We start from the raw sequence: 25,051 nt of genomic DNA, 5'->3' as shown, positions 1-25,051 counted from the left end.
GGACTATGCACTGCCTGTCAGCTATGTACTTCCGCCACCTCGCGGTGCACTGGAGACTTTCACTCCTTAGTCGATGCGCTGCCAAGCGCACAAAAGCCCGCAGCCCCCACAGGGTCACGGACTTATCAGGCAAAGGGTCATTTCAACCATTAAAACAATTCTGGCGCACGTTCTTGATGCAGCTTCACACTCATAACAAGGCCTAGTGAGAGCATGTTGATCAATAATGAGGTACCGCCATAACTCACGAATGGAAGTGTAATACCAGTCAATGGCATGATACCAATCATCATACCGACGTTTTCAAATATTTGAAAGACGAACATGGACACGACCCCAACAACAATATAGGCGCCACCAAGTTGAGAGCTTTGAATCGAAATCAAGATCATGCGGTAGATAAGCAAGAAATAAATAAGCAACAGTACCGCTGAACCGCGGAAACCGAACTCTTCTCCAACAACGACGAAAATCGAATCCGAGTAGGCGAAGGGAATAAAGTTACTATGCACGGAAGTTCCCTTTAGGAAGCCTTCACCTTCCAGGCCACCAGATCCAATAGCTCTTACCGCATTGCGCACCTGATAATTATCATCATCGGACACTTCCGTTGGATATAGGAACGTATCAATCCGATCCATCCAATGGCTAAACCCGTAGCCCTTGAGCATCTCAAACAAAGCATCATGAAAATGTTTATATAGGGTTAGCGTGAGAAACCCAACACCGACTACTATTACGACGCTTATCAAGACCTGCGAATATTTGATATTCCCAATCCATAGCATCCCGAGCAAAATAATGATAAAAATAATCGCATTCCCGAGATCCGGCTGAATGAGCACAAGAGCAAATGGCACGAATACAGCTAACCCTACAGGGATAATATCATTCTTAACAAGCAGCAAGTCCCCACCGCGTTTGGCCAAAAGCGCCGTAATACAAATAATGAGAATGAGTTTGACGAGCTCAGCAGGTTGGAAAGTCAAACCGCCAGGCAGTTCAAACCAGCCGCGCGCACCGTGAATTTTTTTACCGAAGAAATATACAGCAATCAGAGAGATAATGCCAATCCCATACAAGTACGGTGCTATTCGAATAAGTACGCGGTAATCGAATAAACTACAAGCGAGAAATGCCACTAATCCTACTGCATATAAAACCAAAATCTTCGTAATGCTGATGTTAATCGTCGGATGATCAATCGATGCACTATAGACCATCATCGTGCTTATCACCATAAAGGCAAATAGAATGACAACAATTGGAATATCAATGTTTTTCAGCTTGGCAAACACAGAACAATCATCCTATTCCAATAAACTTTTTCATTCGTTTTACCCAACCGGTTTTGTCCTCTAGCTGCATTAGCGGAACGGTATCACCGACAATACGTCTAGCAATATTCCGATACGCAATCGCTGCCCGAGATGAAGGATTCATCACTGTTGGTTCACCTAAATTAGCTGCCTTAATGACATGCTCATCATCGGGCACAATCCCTAACAAATCTATAGCAAGCACAGAGCAAATTTCATCGATATCCAGCATTTCGCCTTTTTTCACCATTTGCGGGCGTATGCGATTAATGACAAGCTTCGGTGAAGATATTTTCTCATTCTCCAAAAGACCAATAATGCGATCCGCATCGCGAACAGCCGCATTCTCAGGTGTTGTGACAACGATTGCTTTATCCGCGCCAGCAACCGCATTCTTAAAGCCCTGCTCAATCCCTGCTGGACAGTCAATGATGACATATTCGAAATCATTTTTGAGCTCTAAAATAATGGTCCTTACCTGTTCCGGAGATACCGCATGCTTGTCCTTCGTTTGAGCGGCTGGCAACAAATACAACTCGTCAAATCGCTTATCTTTAATTAACGCCTGCGGTAATCGGCAACGACCTTCCGCAACGTCCACAAGATCATAGATAATCCGATTTTCTAATCCCATGACAACATCCAGATTACGCAACCCAATATCCGTATCAACCATGCATACTTTCTTCCCCAGAAGTGCAAGTGCAGTTCCCAAGTTAGCTGAAGTCGTCGTTTTACCAACGCCACCTTTACCAGAGGTGACAACGATAGCCTCTCCCATATTCCTCACCCCAGACACAATTTTTTTCCACATGTTGAAAATGTTATTTGAGCGGAGCCTCCGGCCAAATCCGATGAAGCTGATGCAGCTTATCGATTTCCATTTTACCATCTTTGACATACGCAAATTCCATGAAAGCCTCGTCGATTCCCCACTCATCTGGTGAACGGCTAATCACTCCGGCAATACGCAGCTGCGTAGGACGCATATGAGAGGCAGCAATGATTGCCGTCTCATCCCCTTCTGACCCCGCGTGAGCCATACCGCGAAGTGAACCCATTATGTAAATGTTCCCTGTGGATGTGATAATTCCACCAGGGTTAACATCACCTAAATAAAGTAAATCACCTTCATTGTGAAGGGTTTGTCCCGAACGAATCATACCTCTTAGCGTAGTCATGGTAACCTTGGGCTCGGGTGGAATCTCCACCTTAGGCGGTTCACTCTCGATGGATTGAATTAAGAGATTTCCTTTCTGCTTAATCACAGCTCGGATCTCTTCTTTCTGCTCATCGGTGGCCTCGCGATTGCCCAATTTGACATTCACGTGAATAATAGGACCCGTTAATATTTGTTGATGCGTTTTCTCAAGCTTATGTTGCAGCTCTTGCAACAGCTCTTGCCAATCGCATGCGTCATTTAGTAAAAATACAAGGCCATCTTTGACCCCTTTTATCATCACATGGTGCTTCGCTACAGACATAATGGCATGACGACCTCCCAACCTATACATTTCGGCCCCTGTTCTAAATTCTCCTGCTTCTCATCTGGAAAATTAATCTTCCTTTGCAGAAGCTGCAAGTCGCTTGCCTTCAAGCAGTTTGCGGATGGGAACGTAGCAAATTAAGGCTGCAAGTAAATTGAAAAGAACACTTGGGAGCATGTAATGGGTGAGAGCAAAATTCAAATCGATAGCAATCAGTTTGAATAGACGATTGATCCCATAGTTGAGAAACTCAAATATTAACAAACCTAAGCTCGTAATCAGCAAGTTGTAAAAAATTAGATTAGGCTGTTTACGCTGCGCAAGCCCAGCCAAATAACCTACAAGCCCCATGCTGAACGAATAAACGCCTAACATCGCACCATAGTAGGTGAAATCGTGCAATAATCCAAACAACAATCCATACACTAATGCCGCATGACGATGATGAAAAAGTCCAATAAACATGATAAATACCAAGGTTAAGTGCGGTGTTACTACGACAATCGATTGCCACGAGGACGGCAGCAGCCATACGACTAAACTTCCTTGAAGAATAAACAAACCGAGAAGGATGAGCCATAAAAGATGTCTATTCATTTTGTCGGCTCACCTCATTTCACTTCCGGAACTTCAACGACGAACACTTCACGGATGCGGTTAAAGGAGGCTTTTGGCTTCACCATTACTTTGTAAGTAATGCCGAACTCCCCGGGTCCAATCGAAGAGATTGTTCCTACTTCTATCCCCTTAGGAAACACCTGTCCTAATCCAGAAGTAATAATCGTATCGCCAACCTTCATGTCATCTGCATGTTCAACCTTATTCATCACTAGCTCGCCTACTTTGGGATCATACGATTCAATCATCCCAAATGGCTGGGTCTCATTCCCCTTAACTGTAACGGCAATTGCTTTCGAGTTGTTATCCGTATCATTCGTCTCAGACAGCAGCTGTACATTGGAGTGAAAGCCGAATACTTTGCTCACTCTTCCTACTAAGCCGTCCACTGTCATGACCGCCATATTCTCCTTGATCCCATCTTTATCACCCAAATTAATTGTTACGGTACTGTTGTATGGGTCAGGATCAATAGTGACCACTTCTGCAATCCGATATGTATAGTTGTTAGCTTGTCGTTGGCGTTCCGTGAAGCCAAGCGATTCCATCAGACGTTTGTTTTGCGACTCTAGCTCATTCAATCGCTGTGTATCTCGTGCATACTGCGTAAGGGTCAGCTTTAATGTCTTGTTTTCTTCATAAATGACTCGCAGCTGTCTGATGTCTTCGAAGAAGCCCGCTACCTGCGCAGCGGGCTTGTACAAGAGTCCTTGCGTCCAAGATACGGAGTCTTTGACAAATTTCTCGGGCCAAGTCATTGGCCCTCGATTTCCAAGTGTTAGTCCCATTAAGATAAAGAAACAGACTAAACCGGACATAAGAAAAATAAGTCGTTTATTACCCATGAATTTAAACAAATTAGCACCTTCTAACGAATATTAACCCTTGTATCTCGAACCAGATCCTGATTTATTTTTGAATAAATGAATATTCTCTAAGGCACGTCCCGTTCCGATTGCTACACAATCCAATGGATTTTCGGCAACCATGACCGGCATTCCCGTTTCTTTAGCTAGAAGTCGATCCAGATTACGAAGTAATCCGCCGCCGCCAGTTAACACAATCCCGCGATCCATAATATCCGCCGACAGCTCTGGTGGACATTTCTCCAGCGTAACCTTCACCGCATCTACAATTGCACTTACCGTATCTGACAATGATTCTGTAATTTCGACAGATGTGACACTGATCGTTTTGGGTAAACCGCTAACAAGATCACGACCGCGAATTTCCAACGATTCCGACTTATCTGTGTTAAGTGCAGAACCAATTTCGATCTTCAACGTTTCTGCTGTACGCTCCCCGATCATGAGATTATACGTACGTTTAATATATTGAATAATAGCTTCATCCATTTCGTCACCAGCGATACGAATCGATCGGCTAGTTACAATACCGCCAAGCGAGATAACAGCCACTTCCGTCGTACCTCCGCCAATATCAACAACCATGCTCCCCGTTGGCTCCCATACAGGAAGATCCGCACCAATCGCAGCAGCGAACGGCTCCTCAATCGTATAAGCCTCTCTTGCCCCTGCTTGCTTGGTTGCATCTTCAACGGCACGCTTCTCGACAGCAGTAATCCCAGAAGGCACACACACCATCACATTCGGATGACGGGGAAATAACCATCGCTGCTTCTGCGCTTGTCGAATAAAGTAGCGAATCATCGTTGCTGTTGTGTCGAAATCGGCAATCACACCATCTTTCATCGGACGAACAGCGCGGATGTTCCCAGGTGTACGACCAATCATTTTTTTGGCGGATTCGCCTACGGCTTCAATTGTTTTTGTATCGGTACGCAGGGCGACCACGGAGGGTTCCCTAACGATAATTCCTCTGCCTTTCACATAAACCAATGTATTCGCAGTACCCAAATCAATTCCCAGATCTTTCGTAAAACCACCAAACATACAAACGGCTCCTTTCCTGTTGCGTGTTCTATTATATTACATAAAGCCTTGTTCCTTCAAACTTATAAATCTCTGATCTCCAATGATAACATGATCCAACACTTCAATACCAATTATTGTACCAGCTTCTACTAATCGACTTGTCAAACTAATATCTTCCGGACTTGGTGTGGGATCGCCACTTGGATGATTATGTACACAAATAATGGAGGCACTGCTTCGTTTAATCGCGGCACGGAAAACTTCTCTTGGGTGAACAATTGACGCGTTCAAGCTGCCCATCGATAAGGTTTCTTGTGCAATGACATGATTTTTGGTATTCAAAAACAAACAGACGAAATGCTCCTTCTGTAAATAGCGAAGCTCCTCGCTCATGAGATTGGCAATATCTTTGGGAGAACGAATCGTAATCCGCTCCTCATAAGAGCTCTTAGCCAGCCTGCGACCTAACTCAATGCCCGCAAGAATTTGAAGCGCCTTCGCATCTCCAATCCCCTTGATTTGCTTGAGCTGGTCCCTGCTCATATCAACAAGGTTGCGCAGCCCGCGGCTTTCACTAAGAATCCGGCTTGCCAAATGGATCGCCGATTCCGATACGGTTCCTGTCCTTAATAAGATAGCCAGCAGTTCGGCATGACTTAATGCCCCTGCTCCTAATTGGAGCATTCGCTCCCGCGGTCTTTCATCGTTCGGAATTTCTCGCAGCATCAGGCTTGAGCTTTCCATGTTTTCCCCTCTTCCGTAATGTAGGTTATGTTACTTATTGCGATCCCATGCATACAGGCAAAAGCCCCTAAAAACAACATAAAACCCCCGGATTATAAGATCCGAGGGCTTCTAGGATAGAGATTCTGTATTCAATTGCGGGCATTCTAATGCCCTTATTTGTTCCAGCATACTGCCGATTGTATGACCTTCAAAGTAATTTTCCATTTGCTTCTCAGCATCAATAAAAACCTTACCCATCAATCTATCCATTTTAGATGAAATCATACAAGGTTTCGACTCATCACCAGAGCACCAACTAGGCTTCAAAGTACCTTGGCAGGTTAATCGATAAATCTCCCCAAGTGTGACTTCCTCAGGCTTACAGCTTAGTATAAAACCGCCACCGATGCCTTCCTTCGTTGACACATACCCTGCTTTTCGAAGAAACCCCATGACTTTGCGAATCCGTGCAGAATGTGTAGATACATTCGCTGCAATTTCTTCGCTAGTTGCCATATGGTCCGGTAAATGAGCTAACAGAACGAGACTGTGGACGGCAATTGTAAATTCGCTGTTCATGAAAGATACCTCCCAGAAGAATGCGAAGTCTTGTCGCTTACTGTTATTGTAACCGTTACAGATTGCTCAGTCAATCTATTACCCTATTTTGGACTAGAATGGATAGGTCTGGAAATAAGGCTATAGCACTTGAATGTCAAACGTTAGCAATAAATCACTCAGCAGCGAAAGCGGCAGTCCTACTACCGTGAAATAATCCCCTTCGATCCCACTGATGATCGTTGCCCCAATTCCTTGAATGGCATACGAACCTGCTTTATCTTTGGGTTCTCCCGTAGCAATATACCGCAGGATTTGTTCGTCAGACATCGGCTTCATCCGTACGTTCGTCACGCTATGTGAGACTACTTGGCGGCCTGTAGCAGCATCCACACAGGCAACACCACTATACACCTGGTGCGTATTTCCTTGTAGTTCCTTCAGCATGCGAAAAGCATCTTGTTCATTCACCGGCTTGCCGAGAATCTCCTCGTTATACACGACAACCGTGTCAGAACCGATGATAATACCGAACTTCTCTTGGTCTTCCAACATATCCCTTACCGTCGAGGCTTTACGCAAAGAAAGCAGCTCTACGAGCTCCGATGGTGTTATTTTTTGTTCGACGGTCTCATCCGCGTCACTCACCCGAATTATATAAGGTAGTCCGAACGATTGGATAAGCTCCTGCCTCCGCGGTGACGAAGAAGCGAGAATAAGTCTTTGGTTTTCATTCGATGGCACGATCAACAACTCCTAAATTTAAATTCTACGCGATACCGTTTCTCACTACAGTTTCCGATAAAGGAGATATGCTCCTACTAATCCTATAATACTGCATAGGTTTAGCTTCACCAAAAGGCTGAATTCATATTTCACGACTTGAAGATCTGCTTTGGGTTCCCAAGAAATTTGGACAGATTTAGTTAGAAATGCGAGAGCAGGAACGGGCGCCAGCAGCTGGCCGATAATAATCCCAGTAATTAACCCGACGATTAAAAAAATGATTAAGGTAAATGTATTTTTTTTCATTCCTGTCATCCTCTCTATGTATGTACAAGCCTATTATACGAGGAATCACCTCTTTTTTCCATGTCAAATAACCAACCCTATTAGAAGTTTATGGGAATTGAAAACGGATAGATTCTAATGTGGTAAACTAGTTACCGGAGGTAAATTCAACTATGACTCTACTGAAAAGACTTATTCTGTTCACTTTATTACTCACCGTGGCGTTTCCCTATCAGGCATTCGCTTACAAGATTGTGCTTGATCCTGGGCATGGTGGAAGTGATCCTGGCGCCATAGGCGTTGGCGGTCTCCGTGAAACAGATGTCAATCTGGACATCACGTTAAAAGTAAAGCAAGCACTGCTTGATCGCGGTTATGAAGTTGTCTTAACAAGAACCAACGACACCTTTCTCTCGCTTGCTCAGCGAGTTGCCTTCACGGACGAACAGCAAGCTGACTTATTCGTATCCATTCATGCTAATGCACATTCAAGCAGCACAGCGAACGGCACCATGGTACTCTATTATGACAACGCGTACCCACAAGAAGATTACCCAGCTAGCAGTACAATGACGCAACTAACGCCTTACAGTAAAAAATTGGCACAGCTTGTACAGGATGCTTTACTTGCGCAAGCCGGCACGAAAGACTTAGGACTAACCCCAAGCGCTGTCTACGTGGCCCGTATGGGAACGATTCCGAGTGTACTCGTAGAGACTGCTTTTCTTACGAATAAAGGCGATGCAGCCTTGCTAGCTAGTGATGCAATGCGTTCAAAGATGGCAATTGGCATCGCCAATGGGATCAGTGCCTATGAGCCGCCACTCTTCACAGATGTGCTTGCTCATTGGTCTAGAGCCGCCGTTCTTCGCATGAAGAATAAAGGCATCGTCGAAGGTATGGGGAACAACTATGAACCGGACCGCGCGCTAACGAGAGCTGAGTTTCTCACGCTGATGGACCGCGTATTTACATTCAGCAAGCTGCCAGACGTCTGCAACACGAACGGAAGTGTGACTTCCAATGTTTATGGCTGCGGAACTGGAGCAACGAAAAGCTATTCCGATTTATCGGCTTCCCACTGGGCAAGTGCTGTTTTCGCCAAAGCCGCGAAATTAAACTTACTCCAAGGCTATGCCGATGGGACGATACGTCCGAATCAAGCGATAACACGCGGAGAGGTTGCTTTCTTATTCAATCAACTTTTGCAGATGATAACACCTTCCTCTCCATCCACGTATACAGCAGCGTTCGATGATGTGCCCAAATCACTGTGGAGCGCTTCTGCCATCATCACATTGAAAGATAAAGGCATCATCAATGGGATCTCTGACACATCATTTAAACCTGATCAAACGATGACTAGAGCAGAGATTGCTGCCCTGCTTGATCGCTATATCACCAAATAACAAGAAAGCCGTGTAACCCACTCAGGAACGAGTTAGGTTATACGGCTTTTCTTTTAGACAACGCTGATTGTCTTAAGCAGCTCTTTTTGAGCGATGATGTACTGCATCATGGCGGATTGTGCTTGCCACATTAAAGCTTGTGACGGCGTTTTTTTGTATTCATCCATCGATTGAACAGCACGATTGACCGCAGTTGTCATCTTAGCTAACGACTGTTTAACATCTTCGCCTGCGCCTTCAGTCAGCCCTGTACCCAGCGTGATGAGGGCTTGATGCGAAGTCCGAATCGTCTGTAAGGAGGCATCCGTAAGTGCCGTAGGTTTCGTCTCGGCCAAATGAACGAGTGTCAATCCACTTATCGTATTTACGAGTTTATCGCCTTCTGCCAGGTAAGTAGGCAGCGTCGCTGCCTTCGCGCCAGACCACCGTATGCTCGTTACCGCTGGGAGATCCACATTTTTCATAAAAACTTCGATCGTTTTATCCGTCGCCTGCACGCCTTGTCTCAAAGCAATGGCATCGTCTTTCGTCTTTGCAAACCCGACAAACACAGTAAGTTTATCGGAATTATCCATCGCAGAAGCAAGCCCCTTCTTACTAAGGGAATCCTGAACAGCTTGAGCGCCCTGCAAGGAGCTAAACACCCCATTTTGCAAGAAGGTATAGGACTTAGCAGGAATTTGCACAGGAGTGACTGCTGCTGATGTAGCAGGAAGTACGGCGGCATCCCCTTGTGGTTTGGTCGTGGTTGCGCCTACTTGTGTATTCGGTGAAGGAACGGTTATTTTAGAAGGATTCGATGTAGCTAAACTCGTCGTCGTATCAGGGTCAGATGAGAACATCGATAGTACGAAGAAGCCGAATGCGATGCCCGTAACAACAGCACCAGCAACAGATGTTGCTATACGCATCCATGGCGTGCTTGACGATGATTTCGCATATCGCGTTTCTGCCCCAGACTCTATGTAAGGCTCCTTCCCTGACCAGTTAGACCATTCATCCCGCTGATTCACAGGTTCAGGCTCTCGTTCATTACGGACGACAGTGGGGATTGGAGCATGCTGCTGTTCACGAGATATTTGGGTTTCACGAATGATGCGTTCTACACGCTCTCCCTCCGATTCGATTTGGCTATGCCAATTTCCGAAATCCGTGGTAAACGTATTGAGCGCATGAGGTTCGAATAACGATTCCACTTGCTCTCGTTCTGCTTGTTCATATGGCGTCACGTCCTTCGGACTACGATCTATCTTCGCCTCTACTACTTTGTATTCTTCTTGATAGAGAGGAATTACGTTCTGCTCTTGTTCCTGAACCCTTTCTGCTCTACGTGTTGATTCTGCGCCTTCCTTCGGATCGAAGCGATATGTGATTCTAGCTTTTTTCATTCTCTTCCCACACTCCTCATCAAAAGTATGCCCCGAAACAGGCACATGCCGGATCATCTTGTCCAATCTTCTGTTACTAGAGTATGAGAGAGAGAACCTTAATATGATTATTCAAGAAAAAAAGACCGCCTCCAGCCTGGTGGCTTAAGCGATCTTTTCTTTACGTATGTGATTCGTATTTCTTGCGAAGCGATTTAGCTAAACCATCCGCTGCTTTCCAGATGTCGCCCGCGCCCATTGTCAGGACGAGGTCACCTGGTTGAACGTGGTCAACCAAATACGTCAGCACTTCTTCACGTGTAGCAATGTGCTGAACATTCGCATTACTGTTGCTGCGAATCAGCTCTACTAGCTTAGCGGAGTCAACACCTTCAATCCGTTGTTCGCCTGCAGGTGAATAAATGTCGGTAATGATCACTTCATCCGCTTCCAAGAAGGAACGGCTAAACTGCTCAAACAGGTAGTACGTTCGTGTATAACGTTGCGGTTGGAACACAGCGATAATACGCTTTCTCGTCGCTTTAGCAGCGGAAATCGTGGCTTGAATTTCCGTTGGGTGATGGGCATAATCATCGATGACTAAAATATTTTCCACTTCACCAAGCACTTGAAATCTACGCTTTGCTCCCCGAAACTCTTGAATAGCTTCCGCAATTTGCTCGAAAGAAAGACCTGCTTCAAGGCAAGTGATCAACGTAGCCAGCGCATTGTACACATTATGTTTACCTGGCACAGATAAGCTTATTTGGCCTAATGACGATCCTTTGAACGCTACCGAGAAGGTTACTTTGCGATCACCAAGGGAAATGTCACTTGCGATATAATCCGCTTGTGTCTCAATCCCGTACGTAATCACTTGGCTTTGAATCTCCGGAATCATTTCACGCAGGAATTCATCATCTTGACATACAATCGCTTTGCCGCCAGGTCTTACTTGGCTTAAGAATTGTTTGTATGCTTTTTTCAAATTTTCAAAATCGCCATTATAATTCTCCAAATGGTCGGCTTCGATATTGTTCACTAACGCTAGAGTTGGGTGATATTGCAGGAAAGTTCCATCACTCTCATCGGCTTCCGCAACTACATACTCACCTTTACCAGCTTTGGCATTGCTGCCTACATTCATGATTTCTCCACCGATAATGTACGTTGGATCTATCCCGCAAATCTCCATCACTAAAGCGATCATGGAGGATGTGGTTGTCTTACCGTGAGCACCTGCTACGGCAATACCTTTGCGCTCGTTCATCAGCCTTCCCAGCATTTGTGAACGATGAATGATTGGAATGTTCATTTGCTCAGCTGCTTGCATTTCTACGTTATCTTTCGATAACGCTGTTGAATATACAACCAAATCGGCTCCTGATACGTTCGTTGCCTGATGCCCGATAAAGACCTGGGCGCCCTTAGCTTTCAGTTTATCTGTAAGCTCCTGCTGTGCTAGATCTGATCCCGAAATGCGATATCCCATTTCGAGCATGACTTTGGCAATGGCACTCATGCCGTATCCGCCGATTCCTATAAAATGTACGTGTTCTGCTTGACTCACGCCGTTCTCACCATCCTTTTTCAGAATCGGTTTGATAGGTTATCCAAGAACGAACATCAGAGATTAAATACAGCGTGCCGGATACGACCGCCAGATCATCCTGCTCAGTTCTATTTGTTAATAAGGTTAGAGCTTGCTTCCAATCGCGCTCTACGGCAACATCTACCTCAAGATTCATCTCTCGAAGCAGACCATTTGCAATTTCAGCGAGAAGGTACGCATCCCCTTTTTTATGAAAATTGGCTTCTGTAATAATGAGCGTATCCACCAATGGTAGTATATGCCTTAAGTAGCCTGTATGATTCTTCGTGGCTAGCATTCCGATCATCATATGAAGCTTCTTATACGTATACACATTCTGAAGTGCTGCAGCCAATGTTGCTGCCCCCTCAGGGTTGTGAGCACCATCGATCAAGATGCGCGGCTCCGTCGAAACCATTTCCAGTCGGCCAGGCCATTTTGTGCCCGAAAGACCCTTTTGCAAATCAACGTCATCCACGATGGTCGCGTAATATTGACGAAGCACTTCTAGCGTCATGACCGCTACAGCCGCGTTCTTCAACTGATGTTCACCGTTTAAGGTGATAGCCAGTTCCGGGATCGGCCTGAATGGACCGTTAAACTGAAAACTTTGACGATCCAGCTCACTTGTCACATCGGTCAAATGAAATTGATCACCAAGGGTATATAGCGTAGCTTTCTTCGCCTTCGCTGTTTGTTCGATAACGCGCCAGACCGCCTCAGGCTCAACGGCTGTAATAACAGGCACTCCCGCTTTGATAATCCCTGCTTTTTCAGCTGCTACAAGCTCAAGCGTATCGCCTAAGATATCCATGTGGTCGTGACCTACATTCGTAATCACGGTAACGATTGGATTCACGATATTCGTGCTATCCAGCCTTCCCCCGAGTCCGGTTTCCCATACAACATAGTCAGGATACGCCACTTTCCCAAAGTAAAGGATAGCTAGCGCAGTCGAGATTTCGAACATTGTTGGAGGACCCACTTCTGTTGCGGCAATCTCATCGACAATCGGCTTCATGTCATTCACTAATCGAAGTAGAACCTCATCTTCAATGTCAGCGCCATTGACTTGAATGCGGTTGGTATACCGCACCAAATACGGTGACGTAAACGTACCTACATCATAACCGCAATCTTGAAGCACGGAAGCTAGGTATGCACATGTTGAGCCCTTTCCATTCGTACCGGCCACATGAATGAACTTTAGCCTGCGTTCTGGGTTACCCAGCTTCTCCATGAGCAGATGCATCCGCTGGAGGCCCGGTTTCATGCCGAGCTTCTCCATGCGTCCAACGATCCAATCAATGGCTTCTTGTGCGGTTTGAAATTCACCCGCCGAGTTCTTGCTTACATCCATTGTTCTCATCCTCTTTTACTATATGAATCACCTTATAGACGAACATAGGCATTCGTATAATTTTCGTTCTTTATGACTTTAACTCCGCTAATCGAGCGATAACTTTATCCCGCTTATCGGCATAATCAGCAAGCTTGGCTTTCTCTTCATCAATAACCTTCGCTGGTGCCTTAGCTACAAAGCCTTCATTGCCCAGCTTTTTCTCAATACGCTCGACTTCACCGTGCAGGGACTGCAGTTCTTTATCCAAACGTGCAAGCTCTTGGGTGATATCGATCAAACCTGCTAGCGGCAGATACAATTCGGCACCTGTAATAATGGCTGTCATGGCTTTGTCTGGCGCTGCCATAGTCAGATCAATTTCAAGCAGTGATGTATTGCAGAAGCGCTTCAGGTATTCCTCGTTTTTGCTAAGAATGTCCTGCGTCTCAGCACTAGCTGGTTTAATGAGAAGCTCTACTTTCTTACTCATCGGCACATTCACTTCTGCACGGATATTACGTACGGAACGAATCGCTTCCATCAAAAGTTCCATCTCACGAATGGCTTCAGGCGCTTCGAAGGCTGCGCTCTCTGTCGGCCAAGCCGCCAGCGTAATGGTATCGCCAACATGCGGCAGATGCTGCCAGATCTCCTCCGAGATGAACGGCATGAATGGATGAATCAGACGTTGCGTTTGATCTAGTACGTAAGCAAGTACGGATTGCGTTTGTTTCTTTGCTGCTGCATCCGTCCCATATAAGCTCAGTTTGCTGAACTCAATATACCAGTCACAGAGATCATCCCAAATGAAGTTATAGAGTAGACGTCCCGTTTCACCGAATTCGTAGCTGTCAATCAAACGAGTAACATCACGAACGGTCTCATTCAAACGATGCAAAATCCAACGATCTGCGGTACCTAATGGACCCGTTAAATCAATATCTGCTGCCGTTACGCCTTCCAAATTCATCAGAGCGAAACGGGATGCGTTCCATATTTTATTGGCAAAATTACGAGCTTGCTCTACCCGCTCCCAGCGGAAGCGTAAATCTTGACCTGGCGTTGAGCTCGTAGAAATCATATAACGCATGGCATCCGCGCCGTATTTCTCGATGACTTCAAGCGGATCAACACCGTTGCCAAGGGATTTGGACATTTTGCGTCCTTCGGAATCACGAACAAGACCATGCATCAGCACATCTTTGAACGGAATTTGATCCGTAAATTCAAGTCCTTGGAAAATCATACGAGCTACCCAGAAGTAAATGATGTCGTAACCCGTCACGAGTACACTCGTCGGGTAGAAACGCTTCATATCTTCGGAATCATTCGGCCAGCCTAATGTGGAGAAAGGCCATAGCGCTGAGCTGAACCATGTGTCCAGAACATCGTTATCTTGGTTAAGATTCGCGCTTTGACAATGGGAGCACGCTGTCGCATCTTCGCGAGTTACAGTAACTTGACCGCAATCCGCACAGTGCCATGCAGGAATTCGGTGTCCCCACCATAGCTGACGTGAAATACACCAGTCGCGAACATTTTCAATCCAGTTCAGGTAAGTTTTCTCGAAGCGATCTGGTACAAAATTAACACCCTTGCCTGATTTTTGCGCTTCAATCGCTTGATCAGCAAGCGGCTGCATTTTAACGAACCATTGTGTCGATAGGTACGGCTCGATAACTGCACCACTACGCTCACTGTGTCCAACTTGGTGAACATGTTCTTCAATTTTGATTAGAACACCTTGTTCTTTCAAATCTGCCACGATGTTTTTACGACACTCGAAACGGTCTTGGCCTTGGTAAGGGCCTGCATTAGCGTTCATCGTTCCGGATTCATCCATAACGAGAATTTGTGGCAGGTTATGACGCTTTCCTACTTCGAAATCGTTTGGATCATGCGCAGGTGTAATTTTGACCGCGCCGCTGCCGAACTCTTTCTCAACATAGTCGTCTGCAATAATCGGAATCTCACGATTCACAATCGGAAGCAGCAATGACTTGCCAATCAAATGTTTGTAACGCTCATCTTTCGGATGAACAGCAACGGCTGTATCACCCAGCATCGTCTCAGGACGTGTCGTAGCAACGACGATGGAGTGGGAACCGTCTGTCGTTTCATATTTCAAATGGTACAGTGCACCTTGAACTTCTTTGTACTCCACTTCAATATCGGAAAGAGCCGTACGTGCCGCTGGATCCCAGTTAATGATATAGTTACCGCGATAAATCAATCCTTTTTCAAACAAACTTACGAAAACTTCACGAACTGCTTGCGAAAGCCCTTCATCCAGTGTGAAGCGTTCCCGCGAATAATCGAGTGAAAAGCCCATTTTGGCCCATTGTTCACGAATCGTATCGGCATATAATTCTTTCCATTCCCAGACCTTCTCCAAGAACTTTTCACGCCCAAGATCGTAGCGCGTTTGCCCTTGTTCGCGAAGCTTCTGTTCTACGCGGGTTTGCGTCGCAATACCTGCATGGTCAGAACCCGGCAGCCACAGCGTGTCAAAGCCCTGCATACGCTTCGTACGGATGAGAATATCTTGCAGTGTGAAATCTAGTGCATGCCCAATGTGCAGCATACCGGTTACGTTCGGAGGCGGTATTACAATCGTGTACGTTTCCGCATCAGGACGGTTGCCTGCTTTGAAAAATTCATTCTTAATCCAGTAGTCGTACCATTTACGTTCCGCTTCTTTCGGGTCATACGTGGTAGGCATTTCTGTTTGTAATTTCGTTTCGGTCATAAGAGTACCTCCATATCTGGCTAGTTGTTATAAACACAAAAAAACCTTTCGCCCCAAAAAGGACGAAAGGTATAGCTTCCGTGGTACCACCTTCATTTCATGATACTTGCCCCATTGGCAAATAACATGACACTTAAAACAGATAACGGCTGCGACCGGAAAATGCTAATGCAGGCGAGAAACGATTACTCGGCGATTGCACTCACATTTACTGCTCCAGGGCGACTTCGATCGGATGTATCCTGAGGAACCTCTCAGCGCTGCAGTTCCACTCTCTGAAGGGCGTTCCGACTACTACTCCCTATCTTTGCAATTCCATATGTTGGTTTGAAAATGATTTACACTATATGATAACGAATATTTGCTAAACAGTCAATATTTTCGAACCAGTATAAACGTTTATTTTTTAGTATTGGTTAAAATTAGGTTCTATATACGTCGTAACAAACATAAAGAGCCCCCAGCTGCTATTAGCAGCCAGAGGCTCTTGCCTATGTATAGGTATTTATTTGGGCAAATAAATAACTTGACCCACGACAATATCCTGATCACCAAGACGATTCATCAATTGAAGCTCACGCGTTGTCAGTTGATAACGCTTCGCAATGGATTCTAACGTATCCTCTTTCTGAACAATACAGAGTTTGAGCTTGCGGAACTCTTGCGATTCCGATCGGCTCTGCAGAAATAAACGTCTCCATTCTACCGGATCTATCCGCGATTCCGCCTCAAGAGCCGCTTGCGCCTCTGCTTCCGCAATCCGCTTGTCGGAAAGATACGAGCCTGCCTTAGATAATAGCGATTTGATGCCATAAGGGCTAACCTCCACAGCGTCCGTTGCCTTCTTACCAAAGGCAACTTTAAGCTCCTTTTTCTCCTCCGTTACAACGGTACTATCGGCATGCGGAGTTACTTTCAGCTCGATTTGTTCCACATCTACATCAAACGAATCATCGCCATGAGAGGTAGGCTGTGATGAAATGACAGCTGGTTCAGGTGCAGCTGCGATCAACGTTGGCGCTGGCGTCGGTAGTGGTGTAGGAAGGACTGGTGCTGGCGGTGGCTGGATCACTTGTTGAATCTGCGGTTCTTGTGCAACCGGTACAGGTTCAGCCATGGGCATCGGTGCATACGGCGTAACGGGCTCGGAGCGTGGATACTCAATTTGATGAACAAAAGTAACCTCTTCTTCCTCGCGCCAGCTTTCCTGTGGCACAGAGACCATTTCTACTCCCTGCAAGGACAGAACGCCTGTTACATTCAAGCTGCGTGCCGATAACAGGTCGATATCAAAATTCTCGATTTCTACCTGAATATCCTCAACACGATGAATGCGATTCAAAGGCAGCGTAATTTCGACAGGAATCAAATGCTCAAGTGTGCGAGGGCTCCCGCCTTCTTCACTAAAGTAGTTACCTGTAAGTAGTAGATTCCCCTTTAAAATCGCTTGATCATCCAGCGTTAATACTTGAATATGCGGAAGTAATTCTACTTCATTCAATTCTTGTATGGCCGCCAAATTTTCCTGCAAATGCACACGTTCATAAATATCAAATCGTAATCCAGGTTGTTGTTCAGACACCGAATGAATCCTCCCTTCCGTTAACTCGAAACATGAGTCAGCTCCGAATTGTTGGGTGATATACTTGATTGTCTCTAAAAGTATATGGGTCAAGGAGGCCAGGCATGACTACATTTTTCAATTCACGGACATCTGTTCCAATAATGACTTGAAATCTAGTGGATACGGCGCGTGACATACGATCTCTTTTTGTGTAATCGGATGCTTAAATAGAAGTCGTTCTCCATGAAGTGCTTGTCGCTGGAATAAACGTGAAGAACCTCCATATAGCGTGTCACCTACTAGTGGGTGTCCTAAATAGCTGAGATGAACTCGAATTTGATGCGTTCTGCCCGTTTCCAACTCCACTTCAACGAGTGCTCCTGCTTTCATTTGTTGAAGGACACGATAATGGGTCAGAGCCTGATCGCCATTGGGAGTGACTCTACGTTTTCCTGGATGATGACGATCCTTGCCGATCGGTTCATCAATCCATCCTTCCTTCTTTTTGAAAATCCCTTGAGCTAGTGCAGCATAGCGCCTATCTATCTGCTTCTCCCGCATAGCTTCATCCAATAGGACATGCGCCCACTCATTTTTGGCATAAAGTATGACGCCCGTCGTATCTTGATCTAGACGGTGTATATGACGAATACTGCACGCTTGTCCAGTCGTTTCATAATAATAAGCTACGGCCGAAGCCAACGTTCCACTTTGACCAACTTCCGCCGGATGAACTGACATCCCTGCTGGCTTATTAACGACTAAAGTGAACTCATCCTCATATAAAACGTCTAATGCATAAGACTCAGGTTTAAACACTGCTTTTTCCTGAGGAAATACCTTCAGCCGAATCTTATTATTTTCTATCCGAATAAGCCCCTGGGAGGCTAAGCGCAAAAAGTATTTACGAGGCACCGGCAGATAGTCCGCTAATTCTTCAAGGGCACCCGGTTTAAGTGGTTTCCACTCTGCATTGGGAAGTGGGAGCAGCAACCATTCTCCATCACGCGACCAATCGATCATGAACGTGTGCCCTTGCGAAATGATAGAAAGATTGCTAGCAGGATTAGTAGAAACACAAAGACTATCGCCATAAGGTCGATCGGAAAATCAAAAAAGTAATAACGCTTCATAATTAGAACGAGCTCCTTAAGAAAGAGGGATTATGTACACTTTATTTTAACAATTACCAATACCATTTGCATGCAAAAATATGATATTATTAATCTTGTATTGTTTTTTTTCGACATTTTCTATCAATTTATTAATAGAGCAGGAGAGGTTTACCTTGGGTAGTTCAATTGCAAATCATTTTCGAAATTATAGTTGGCTGAAGCGGACTTTACTTGTTATTGCAGCATGTACATTTTTGACTTCGACCTTTTTATTTTTGACCCCGCCAGGGACTTTCATCCGTGAGTATTTGGCCAAAACCGTGATTACAACCCAGCATCGTGACTGGGCTTGGATCTTTGTTGGCGCGCAACGTAGGGACCAGATGGTGCTTGAGATGCAAAATTTAACCGAAGTTAACTCCATTGAGAAACAAGATATTGAAGCTGTCCAATTTAATACGAATCGCCCTATTGAGAGTCTCGTCAAAGTGGAAGATATTTCAGGTACCCTATGGAAGGGTAAGCGAATGTATGTATATGATCCACGTTCTATCCGTGTTGTCGTTCCTTCCAAAGTAGGTGAAGGTGAACGAATTACAGCCATGGTACAACGTACAGGTGCTGTTGCCGGTGTCAATGGCGGTGGATTTAATGATCCTGACGGCCTTGGAAACGGATTTGCCCCAATCGGAGCTATTATGTCCGGTGGTGAAATCCTTTATACCGACCAAGAGGGAAGCAACCCGCAACAAATTGTTGGTTTTACCAAAGAAGGCACGCTAATTATTGGTAAATATACGATCAACGCCTTATTAGAACTAGGTGTCACGGAAGCTGTTTCCTTCTACCCGCGTGTTATCGCGAACGGTAAACCGCTCATCACAAGCGGTGATGGTGGATGGGGACGTGCACCGCGGACAGCTGTCGGACAAAAAGCAGACGGTACCGTTATCTTTATCGTTATTGATGGTCGTCAAACGTCAAGTGTTGGAGCGACACTGAAAGAAGTTCAGGATCTTTTCTTAGAAGACGATGTTATCAACGCTGGATTCTTGGATGGCGGAGCATCTTCTGAAATGGTTTATAATAATGCACTTATCACAAAACCATCTAGCCGTTATGGTGAGCGTCGCTTACCTTCAGCTTTCTTAGTATTCGATCATCCGGAGAAAGTAGAAGTGAAGAACATTTGGGCTGGATTGACGTCGATTGATGCAGGCGGTGCATCCACTCACCCTGAATTCTTGAAAGAACAAGCAGAACTGAAGGCGCAAGGTAAATTACCTACACCAACACCTAAAGCAACACCGACACCAAAACCAGAAAACTCGACGGAACCTGGTAAAGTCGGCGGATCTACTTCACCAGCGCATACGGAATCGCCAAAACCGACTGGGACTGATAAACCGTCAACTGGTTCACCGACATCATCACCAAACCCTAATACTACTGTAACACCTACACCTACACCAACTCCTGGCAACGGGAATACAAATACGGGCAGCCCTAAGCCGACTAATTCAGCAACACCATCGCCAACACCAAGTGCGACACCTAAGCCGTCCACTAATCCGACAGGCGCTGGGACGCCAACTGGAACGGGTAACGGGGCACCGACTGCACCTAATTCTCAATCAACAACTACTTCACCAACAGTTAAGCCGAACTAATGGTATTAAAAGCAGTTAGCATCCGATCATCACACGGAGGCTGGCTGCTTTTTTTGCACATGGATCCCTTTGCCGCGAGTAAAATATGCAGGTGAAACAAAGAGGCAGCCCTCACGTAGAACACGCTACGGACGACTGCCTCTTCTTACTTTTTTATAAACGTTTCAGCGCTTCGCGATGAGCCTCGATTGTCGCTTCAATATCCGCATCCGAGTGCGCAGTTGATACAAACATCCCTTCAAACTGCGAAGGTGCTACGGATACACCCAGATCCAAGAGATGACCGAAGTACGCATTGAAACGGCCAAGATCTGACGTTTTAGCGGAATCATAATTCGTCACTGATGTTTCTGTAAAGAACGGACAAACCATCGAACCAACGCGATTGATGGTGCTAGCTATACCGAACTCAGCCGCATTCGCAGTAAAGCCTGCTTCAAGTCTCGCAGACTTGCGCTCAAGCTCCTCATACACATTCGGCTCGCCTAGTAAGGATAGCGTGGCATAACCTGCCGCCATAGCCAGCGGATTGCCCGAAAGCGTTCCCGCTTGGTAAATCGGACCCGCAGGCGCCATCTGTTCCATGATGTCTAAACGACCGCCGTAGGCACCTACAGGCAGCCCACCGCCGATTACTTTACCCAAACAAGTTAGATCCGGTGTTACGCCATATAGCCCCTGCGCACAGTTCTTATGCACACGGAATCCGGTCATCACTTCATCGAAAATCAGCAATGAGCCATATTGCTTCGTAATGTCGCGAAGACCTTGTAAGAAGCCCGCCGAGGGAGGTACAACTCCCATATTGCCGGCAATCGGCTCAACGATTAGCGCAGCGATTTCTTCACCAAACTTTTCAAAAACAAGCTTCACAGAATCCAAATCATTATAAGGAACCGTGATCGTGTTAGAAGCCACGCTGCTCGGTACACCAGGACTGTCTGGTAATCCAAGCGTAGCAACGCCAGATCCAGCCTTAATCAACAAGGCATCTGCATGCCCGTGATAGCTGCCTTCGAATTTCACGATTTTATCGCGCTTCGTGAATCCACGTGCTAGTCGCAACGCACTCATGGTTGCTTCAGTCCCCGAATTAACCATGCGAACCATATCGATCGAAGGTACACGTTCAATGACAAGCTTGGCCATCTCGGTTTCGAGCAACGTTGGTGCACCAAAGCTTGTCCCTTTCATAGCAGTAGCCTGAATGGCCTCCAAAACCTTCGGATGCGCATGCCCAACAATGAGAGGTCCCCATGAACCTACATAGTCAATAAATGTATTTCCATCAATATCCGTTACTCGTGAGCCAGATCCGCTCTCCATGAATAAAGGTGTTAAGCCAACCGATTTAAAAGCACGAACTGGACTATTCACACCTCCAGGAATTAGCTTTCTAGATTCTTGGAATGCGGCTGCTGATCGTTTGTCGATTCTGCTCGAATTTCCCATTATTTAGCCCCCTATAACATAATCTTGTGATAAAATGAGGTCATAACCTACCAATAACTACCTACAAAGGCGGTACCACTTATGCTAGAGCTTATCAAGAAAGTCCCTTTATTTACCCAGCTAAACGAACATCAATTGAACACCCTTGCCGAAATATGTACGAGACGTACTTATAAAACAGGTACAATACTTTTTCAAGAAAAAGAAATCGGCTCTGTTTTCTATATGGTGCTTAGTGGTTCTGTTAAAATCTACACAACTAGCCAAGCAGGCGAAGAGAAAATATTGTCGATTTGCAAATCCGGCGAAAGCTTCGGCGAGTTGTCCCTCATTGATGGCAAACCACGGTCTGCCTCTGCTCAAACTTTAGAAGAATGCATACTGCTTACGATAACTGGCCAAAGCTTTCTGGAATTGCTTCGTAATCATTTTGACATTAGCCTAGGTATCATGCAAGAGCTCAGCAGCCGTCTGCGCGATACGAATCAACAAGTCTTTGATCTGACCTTCCTGGATGCAAGAACACGCGTGATCAAAACCTTAATCAAAATGGCCAATTCGCACGGCTTACGTAAAGGTACCACGGTCGTGATTAAACTTGTCCTGAATTATGATGAAATCTCTCAGTTAGCCGGTGTTCAGAAATCAACCCTCCTGCAAGTCATTCGCGATCTCGAGGAAAAGCAAATCCTGACCATCTCTGCTTCTGACTTCACCTTAGAGTTATCCAAGCTTCGTTAATTGTACTAAAGTGCCTTTACTGCAGCAGTAGTAGTTGAAGCAGCAGCATGGCTATCTGTAGCTAGAACCATCTCGGCAAGCTGATTGGCCACCTCTTTGCCTTGGCGTATGCAATCGGGCAGACCGACACCATGAAAACCTGCCCCCGTCACCAACACGCGCGGCATAGCTGTCAAAAGTGCTTTCCGGAACTCCGCGATCTCCTCCAAATGGTTAACAGGGTATTGCGGCATGGAATGCATCAACCTGGTCACTTCTGCGAATCCCGGTTCGGCCGTGATTCCAAGAAGATCTTGAATGTCTTGTCGCGCTTTGCTAATTAATTGCTCATCGGACCATGCCGGCCATTCTTGTTCACCGGAACGACCGATGTAACAACGCAGCAGCACCTTGCCTTCAGGGGCAGCATGCAGCCACTTCGCTGAAGTTAAGGTACAAGCTGTAATCGTATAGCCCTCATGCTTAGGAACTAGGAAACCGGAGGCATCCAGCTCAAAGGGAATATCTTTCCGATCAAACGACATAATTACATTGGCTACCGAGATATAATCAATCTTAGCTAGCTTGCTCGCAGTCGGGAGCTCCGAAAGCAGCTTCGCTGCTTGATACGTTGGCGTCGTTACAATGACCCCGTGAACGACTTCACGCTGACCGTCCTCAAAGACAACCTCGGTTTGTCCATCCTCTATACGACGCACGGATACAACACCAACACCCGCACGTAAATCCACTGTACGTAACGCGTCTATTAAAGCATTCACTAGCGATTGCAGCCCTCGCTTAAACGTTACAAAGACCGAATTCCGAACAGCCGCAGGCAAATGCGCGCTTTCTTCGGTCACATTTTTGCGACTCGCCATCATGCCCAGAATCAAACTGCGGTTTTTCAGCTCCATCGCCCTGAACTGCGGGAACGTAGACTTCAAGCTCAGCTTGTACGTATCCCCTGCATAAATCCCTGCAAGCAGCGGCTCCACAATGCGCTCTAGCACTTCCTTGCCTAGTCGGCGCTCAAGAAAATGCCCAAGCGATTCATCCCCTGTGCCATCGCGTTTCGGCAAGATCAAGTCCATTGCCGCGCGAAGCTTGCCTAGCGGTGAAATTAGACCCGTCTTCATAAAAGGTGTCATTTGCGTCGGAATCCCTAGAACTAAGCCTGGGGGCATGCGATGCAGCTTTCTCCCACGAACAATATAGGTTTTCTTGGCTTTCGGATTCGTACCTGTTAATTCATGCTCTAGGCCAAGATCGTAAGCCAAATCAATGATGGGACGTTTACGTGCAAGGAAGGAATCCGGTCCCTTTTCAATCACGAAACCATCACGCACAACGGTATGAATCTTCCCGCCAAATGACGGTGATTTCTCAACGACAGATATACGAAAAGGGGTACCTCGGCCATCAGCTTCCAGCCGCTTTTTCAAATAAAAAGCCGCACTCAGCCCCGTAATTCCCCCGCCTATAATCATATAATGAGGCACTTGGTTACTCATTTCGAACTCACTGCCTCTTGCCATTTCTTGTACACAACATCACTTAAGGTTTCCATATACAGAGGATCGGTATTAAGCGATGCTGTCCGTTCCAAGTGTACACCCAGCTCTTTCGCGAGAGCTTGTGCTTCAATATCAATATCGTACAATACCTCTAAATGGTCGGAAACAAAGCCAATAGGACAAAGTAAAATCTTGTCCACGCCTTCTTCTTGCTTAATCGTGCGCATAACGTCCAGAATATCCGGACCTAACCAAGGCATCGCTGTCTGACCTGCACTTTGCCAGCCGAACTGCCAGTTCGTAAGCCCCACACGCTCCGCTAAGGCTTTGGAGGTAGCTAGCAATTGATCGGGATAAGGATCCTTCATCTCCAAAATTTTCTCAGGCAAGCTGTGAGCTGTAAAGATAACCCGCACTTGATTGCGTTCAGCTTCAGCGAATTTCCCCAAAGCGTCTTCTACCCGTGTCTGTAAAGCATCCAGAAGTTTCCCATGGAGGTGATAGTCCAGAACGAAGGTCATCTGAAGACCTAACGCTTCCGCTTTGTCCTTCGCACGCTTCACATAGCCACCGACACTCATCGTCGAATAGTGAGGCGCTAGTACGATCCCTACAGCCTCTGTGATGCCGTCTTTAACCATTTGTTCAACGCCGTCTTCTACGTAAGGCTGAGCATGCTTTAGTCCTTGGTAGCAGACGAATTCAAGCTCAGGATGCTCTTGACGCAGCGTAGCTTCAAATCCTTTTACTTGTTTATTCGTATTTTCACGCAGCGGGAAGAAGCCGCCCACAATGGCCTCATAACGCGCTGTTAATTCATGTAATTGCTCAGGAGTCGGCGGATGACCACGTCTAATATGTGTATAATACGCTTCTACTTGATCTAAGCTTTCGGGCGTACCATACGACATAACTAATACACCAATACGCGTTTTGCTCAT

General features: G+C 46.0%; 22 protein-coding genes and 1 other annotated feature. Of the genes, 3 read left to right on the top strand and 19 right to left on the bottom strand.

Annotated features, from left to right (window positions below; translation table 11 throughout):
- Positions 1 to 149 precede the first annotated feature (149 nt).
- The 10 genes from J2736_RS25945 to J2736_RS25900 form a co-directional block, all read right to left on the bottom strand.
- Entirely contained in the window at positions 150 to 1,298 is a 1,149-nt protein-coding gene (locus tag J2736_RS25945; protein ID WP_310501492.1) for an FtsW/RodA/SpoVE family cell cycle protein, read from the bottom strand.
- Positions 1,299 to 1,305: 7 nt separating this feature from the next.
- Positions 1,306 to 2,100 carry a septum site-determining protein MinD gene (gene minD / locus J2736_RS25940; protein ID WP_057311629.1) on the bottom strand — a complete coding sequence of 265 codons (795 nt, stop codon included), beginning with the start codon at positions 2,098 to 2,100 and terminating at the stop codon, positions 1,306 to 1,308.
- 43 nt (positions 2,101 to 2,143) lie between these two features.
- Positions 2,144 to 2,803 (bottom strand): septum site-determining protein MinC, encoded by a 660-nt coding sequence (gene minC, locus J2736_RS25935; RefSeq protein ID WP_310501491.1) that lies wholly within the window; start codon positions 2,801 to 2,803, stop codon positions 2,144 to 2,146.
- Between the two features lie 72 nt (positions 2,804 to 2,875).
- The gene (gene mreD, locus J2736_RS25930; protein ID WP_310501490.1) at positions 2,876 to 3,403 is read right to left on the bottom strand and encodes a rod shape-determining protein MreD; all 528 of its coding nucleotides are present in this window, start codon (positions 3,401 to 3,403) and stop codon (positions 2,876 to 2,878) included.
- A gap of 14 nt (positions 3,404 to 3,417) precedes the next feature.
- A complete protein-coding gene (mreC, locus tag J2736_RS25925) occupies positions 3,418 to 4,269 on the bottom strand; it encodes a rod shape-determining protein MreC (RefSeq protein WP_310501489.1) in 852 nt (283 codons plus the stop codon).
- A 33-nt stretch (positions 4,270 to 4,302) separates the two neighbouring features.
- Positions 4,303 to 5,337, bottom strand: coding sequence for a rod shape-determining protein (locus tag J2736_RS25920; RefSeq protein WP_310501488.1), 1,035 nt, complete (start codon positions 5,335 to 5,337; stop codon positions 4,303 to 4,305).
- 36 nt (positions 5,338 to 5,373) lie between these two features.
- Positions 5,374 to 6,063 carry a RadC family protein gene (radC, locus tag J2736_RS25915; RefSeq protein WP_310501487.1) on the bottom strand — a complete coding sequence of 230 codons (690 nt, stop codon included), beginning with the start codon at positions 6,061 to 6,063 and terminating at the stop codon, positions 5,374 to 5,376.
- Between the two features lie 111 nt (positions 6,064 to 6,174).
- The gene (locus J2736_RS25910; protein WP_310501486.1) at positions 6,175 to 6,624 is read right to left on the bottom strand and encodes an RrF2 family transcriptional regulator; all 450 of its coding nucleotides are present in this window, start codon (positions 6,622 to 6,624) and stop codon (positions 6,175 to 6,177) included.
- A 120-nt stretch (positions 6,625 to 6,744) separates the two neighbouring features.
- Entirely contained in the window at positions 6,745 to 7,347 is a 603-nt protein-coding gene (locus J2736_RS25905) for a Maf family protein (protein ID WP_310501485.1), read from the bottom strand.
- A gap of 45 nt (positions 7,348 to 7,392) precedes the next feature.
- Positions 7,393 to 7,635, bottom strand: coding sequence for a DUF4321 domain-containing protein (locus J2736_RS25900; RefSeq protein WP_310501484.1), 243 nt, complete (start codon positions 7,633 to 7,635; stop codon positions 7,393 to 7,395).
- A 152-nt stretch (positions 7,636 to 7,787) separates the two neighbouring features.
- Between J2736_RS25900 and J2736_RS25895 the strand changes: the two genes are divergently transcribed.
- Positions 7,788 to 9,023, top strand: coding sequence for an N-acetylmuramoyl-L-alanine amidase (locus J2736_RS25895; protein WP_310501483.1), 1,236 nt, complete (start codon positions 7,788 to 7,790; stop codon positions 9,021 to 9,023).
- Between the two features lie 53 nt (positions 9,024 to 9,076).
- Here the strand turns inward: J2736_RS25895 and J2736_RS25890 are convergent, their stop codons facing one another.
- The 6 genes from J2736_RS25890 to J2736_RS25865 all read right to left on the bottom strand — a co-directional run bounded on the left by J2736_RS25890 (position 9,077) and on the right by J2736_RS25865 (position 18,659).
- Positions 9,077 to 10,411 (bottom strand): SPOR domain-containing protein, encoded by a 1,335-nt coding sequence (locus J2736_RS25890; protein WP_310501482.1) that lies wholly within the window; start codon positions 10,409 to 10,411, stop codon positions 9,077 to 9,079.
- Positions 10,412 to 10,571: 160 nt separating this feature from the next.
- Complete coding sequence (murC, locus tag J2736_RS25885; protein ID WP_310501481.1) at positions 10,572 to 11,960, bottom strand: UDP-N-acetylmuramate--L-alanine ligase; 1,389 nt, start codon at positions 11,958 to 11,960, stop codon at positions 10,572 to 10,574.
- Between the two features lie 7 nt (positions 11,961 to 11,967).
- Entirely contained in the window at positions 11,968 to 13,341 is a 1,374-nt protein-coding gene (locus J2736_RS25880; protein WP_310501480.1) for a bifunctional folylpolyglutamate synthase/dihydrofolate synthase, read from the bottom strand.
- A gap of 70 nt (positions 13,342 to 13,411) precedes the next feature.
- A complete protein-coding gene (locus J2736_RS25875; protein WP_310501479.1) occupies positions 13,412 to 16,072 on the bottom strand; it encodes a valine--tRNA ligase in 2,661 nt (886 codons plus the stop codon).
- A 55-nt stretch (positions 16,073 to 16,127) separates the two neighbouring features.
- Positions 16,128 to 16,389, bottom strand: a binding site (T-box leader).
- A gap of 188 nt (positions 16,390 to 16,577) precedes the next feature.
- Positions 16,578 to 17,654, bottom strand: a complete 1,077-nt coding sequence (locus J2736_RS25870) for a LysM peptidoglycan-binding domain-containing protein (protein WP_310501478.1) — start codon at positions 17,652 to 17,654, stop codon at positions 16,578 to 16,580.
- Positions 17,655 to 17,771: 117 nt separating this feature from the next.
- On the bottom strand, positions 17,772 to 18,659 hold the full coding sequence (locus J2736_RS25865) for an RluA family pseudouridine synthase (RefSeq protein WP_310501477.1): 888 nt from the start codon (positions 18,657 to 18,659) through the stop codon (positions 17,772 to 17,774).
- Positions 18,660 to 18,924: 265 nt separating this feature from the next.
- Between J2736_RS25865 and J2736_RS25860 the strand changes: the two genes are divergently transcribed.
- Positions 18,925 to 20,421: a phosphodiester glycosidase family protein gene (locus J2736_RS25860; protein WP_310501476.1), complete on the top strand. Its 1,497-nt coding sequence runs from the start codon at positions 18,925 to 18,927 to the stop codon at positions 20,419 to 20,421.
- 153 nt (positions 20,422 to 20,574) lie between these two features.
- On the opposite strand, the gene hemL is transcribed toward J2736_RS25860, so the two are convergent.
- Positions 20,575 to 21,873: a glutamate-1-semialdehyde 2,1-aminomutase gene (gene hemL, locus J2736_RS25855; RefSeq protein WP_310501475.1), complete on the bottom strand. Its 1,299-nt coding sequence runs from the start codon at positions 21,871 to 21,873 to the stop codon at positions 20,575 to 20,577.
- Positions 21,874 to 21,954: 81 nt separating this feature from the next.
- Between hemL and J2736_RS25850 the strand changes: the two genes are divergently transcribed.
- On the top strand, positions 21,955 to 22,614 hold the full coding sequence (locus J2736_RS25850) for a Crp/Fnr family transcriptional regulator (RefSeq protein ID WP_310501474.1): 660 nt from the start codon (positions 21,955 to 21,957) through the stop codon (positions 22,612 to 22,614).
- 5 nt (positions 22,615 to 22,619) lie between these two features.
- On the opposite strand, the gene hemG is transcribed toward J2736_RS25850, so the two are convergent.
- Positions 22,620 to 24,107 (bottom strand): protoporphyrinogen oxidase, encoded by a 1,488-nt coding sequence (gene hemG, locus J2736_RS25845; RefSeq protein WP_310501473.1) that lies wholly within the window; start codon positions 24,105 to 24,107, stop codon positions 22,620 to 22,622.
- Positions 24,104 to 25,051, bottom strand: coding sequence for a ferrochelatase (gene hemH, locus J2736_RS25840; RefSeq protein ID WP_310501472.1), 948 nt, complete (start codon positions 25,049 to 25,051; stop codon positions 24,104 to 24,106). The genes hemG and hemH overlap by 4 nt, the downstream gene beginning before the upstream one ends.

Source organism: Paenibacillus qinlingensis (assembly GCF_031455095.1).
GTDB lineage: Bacteria > Bacillota > Bacilli > Paenibacillales > NBRC-103111 > Paenibacillus_E > Paenibacillus_E qinlingensis_A.
Note: the sequence above shows the minus strand (reverse complement) of the source record. Positions and strands in the feature narration are given on the sequence as shown.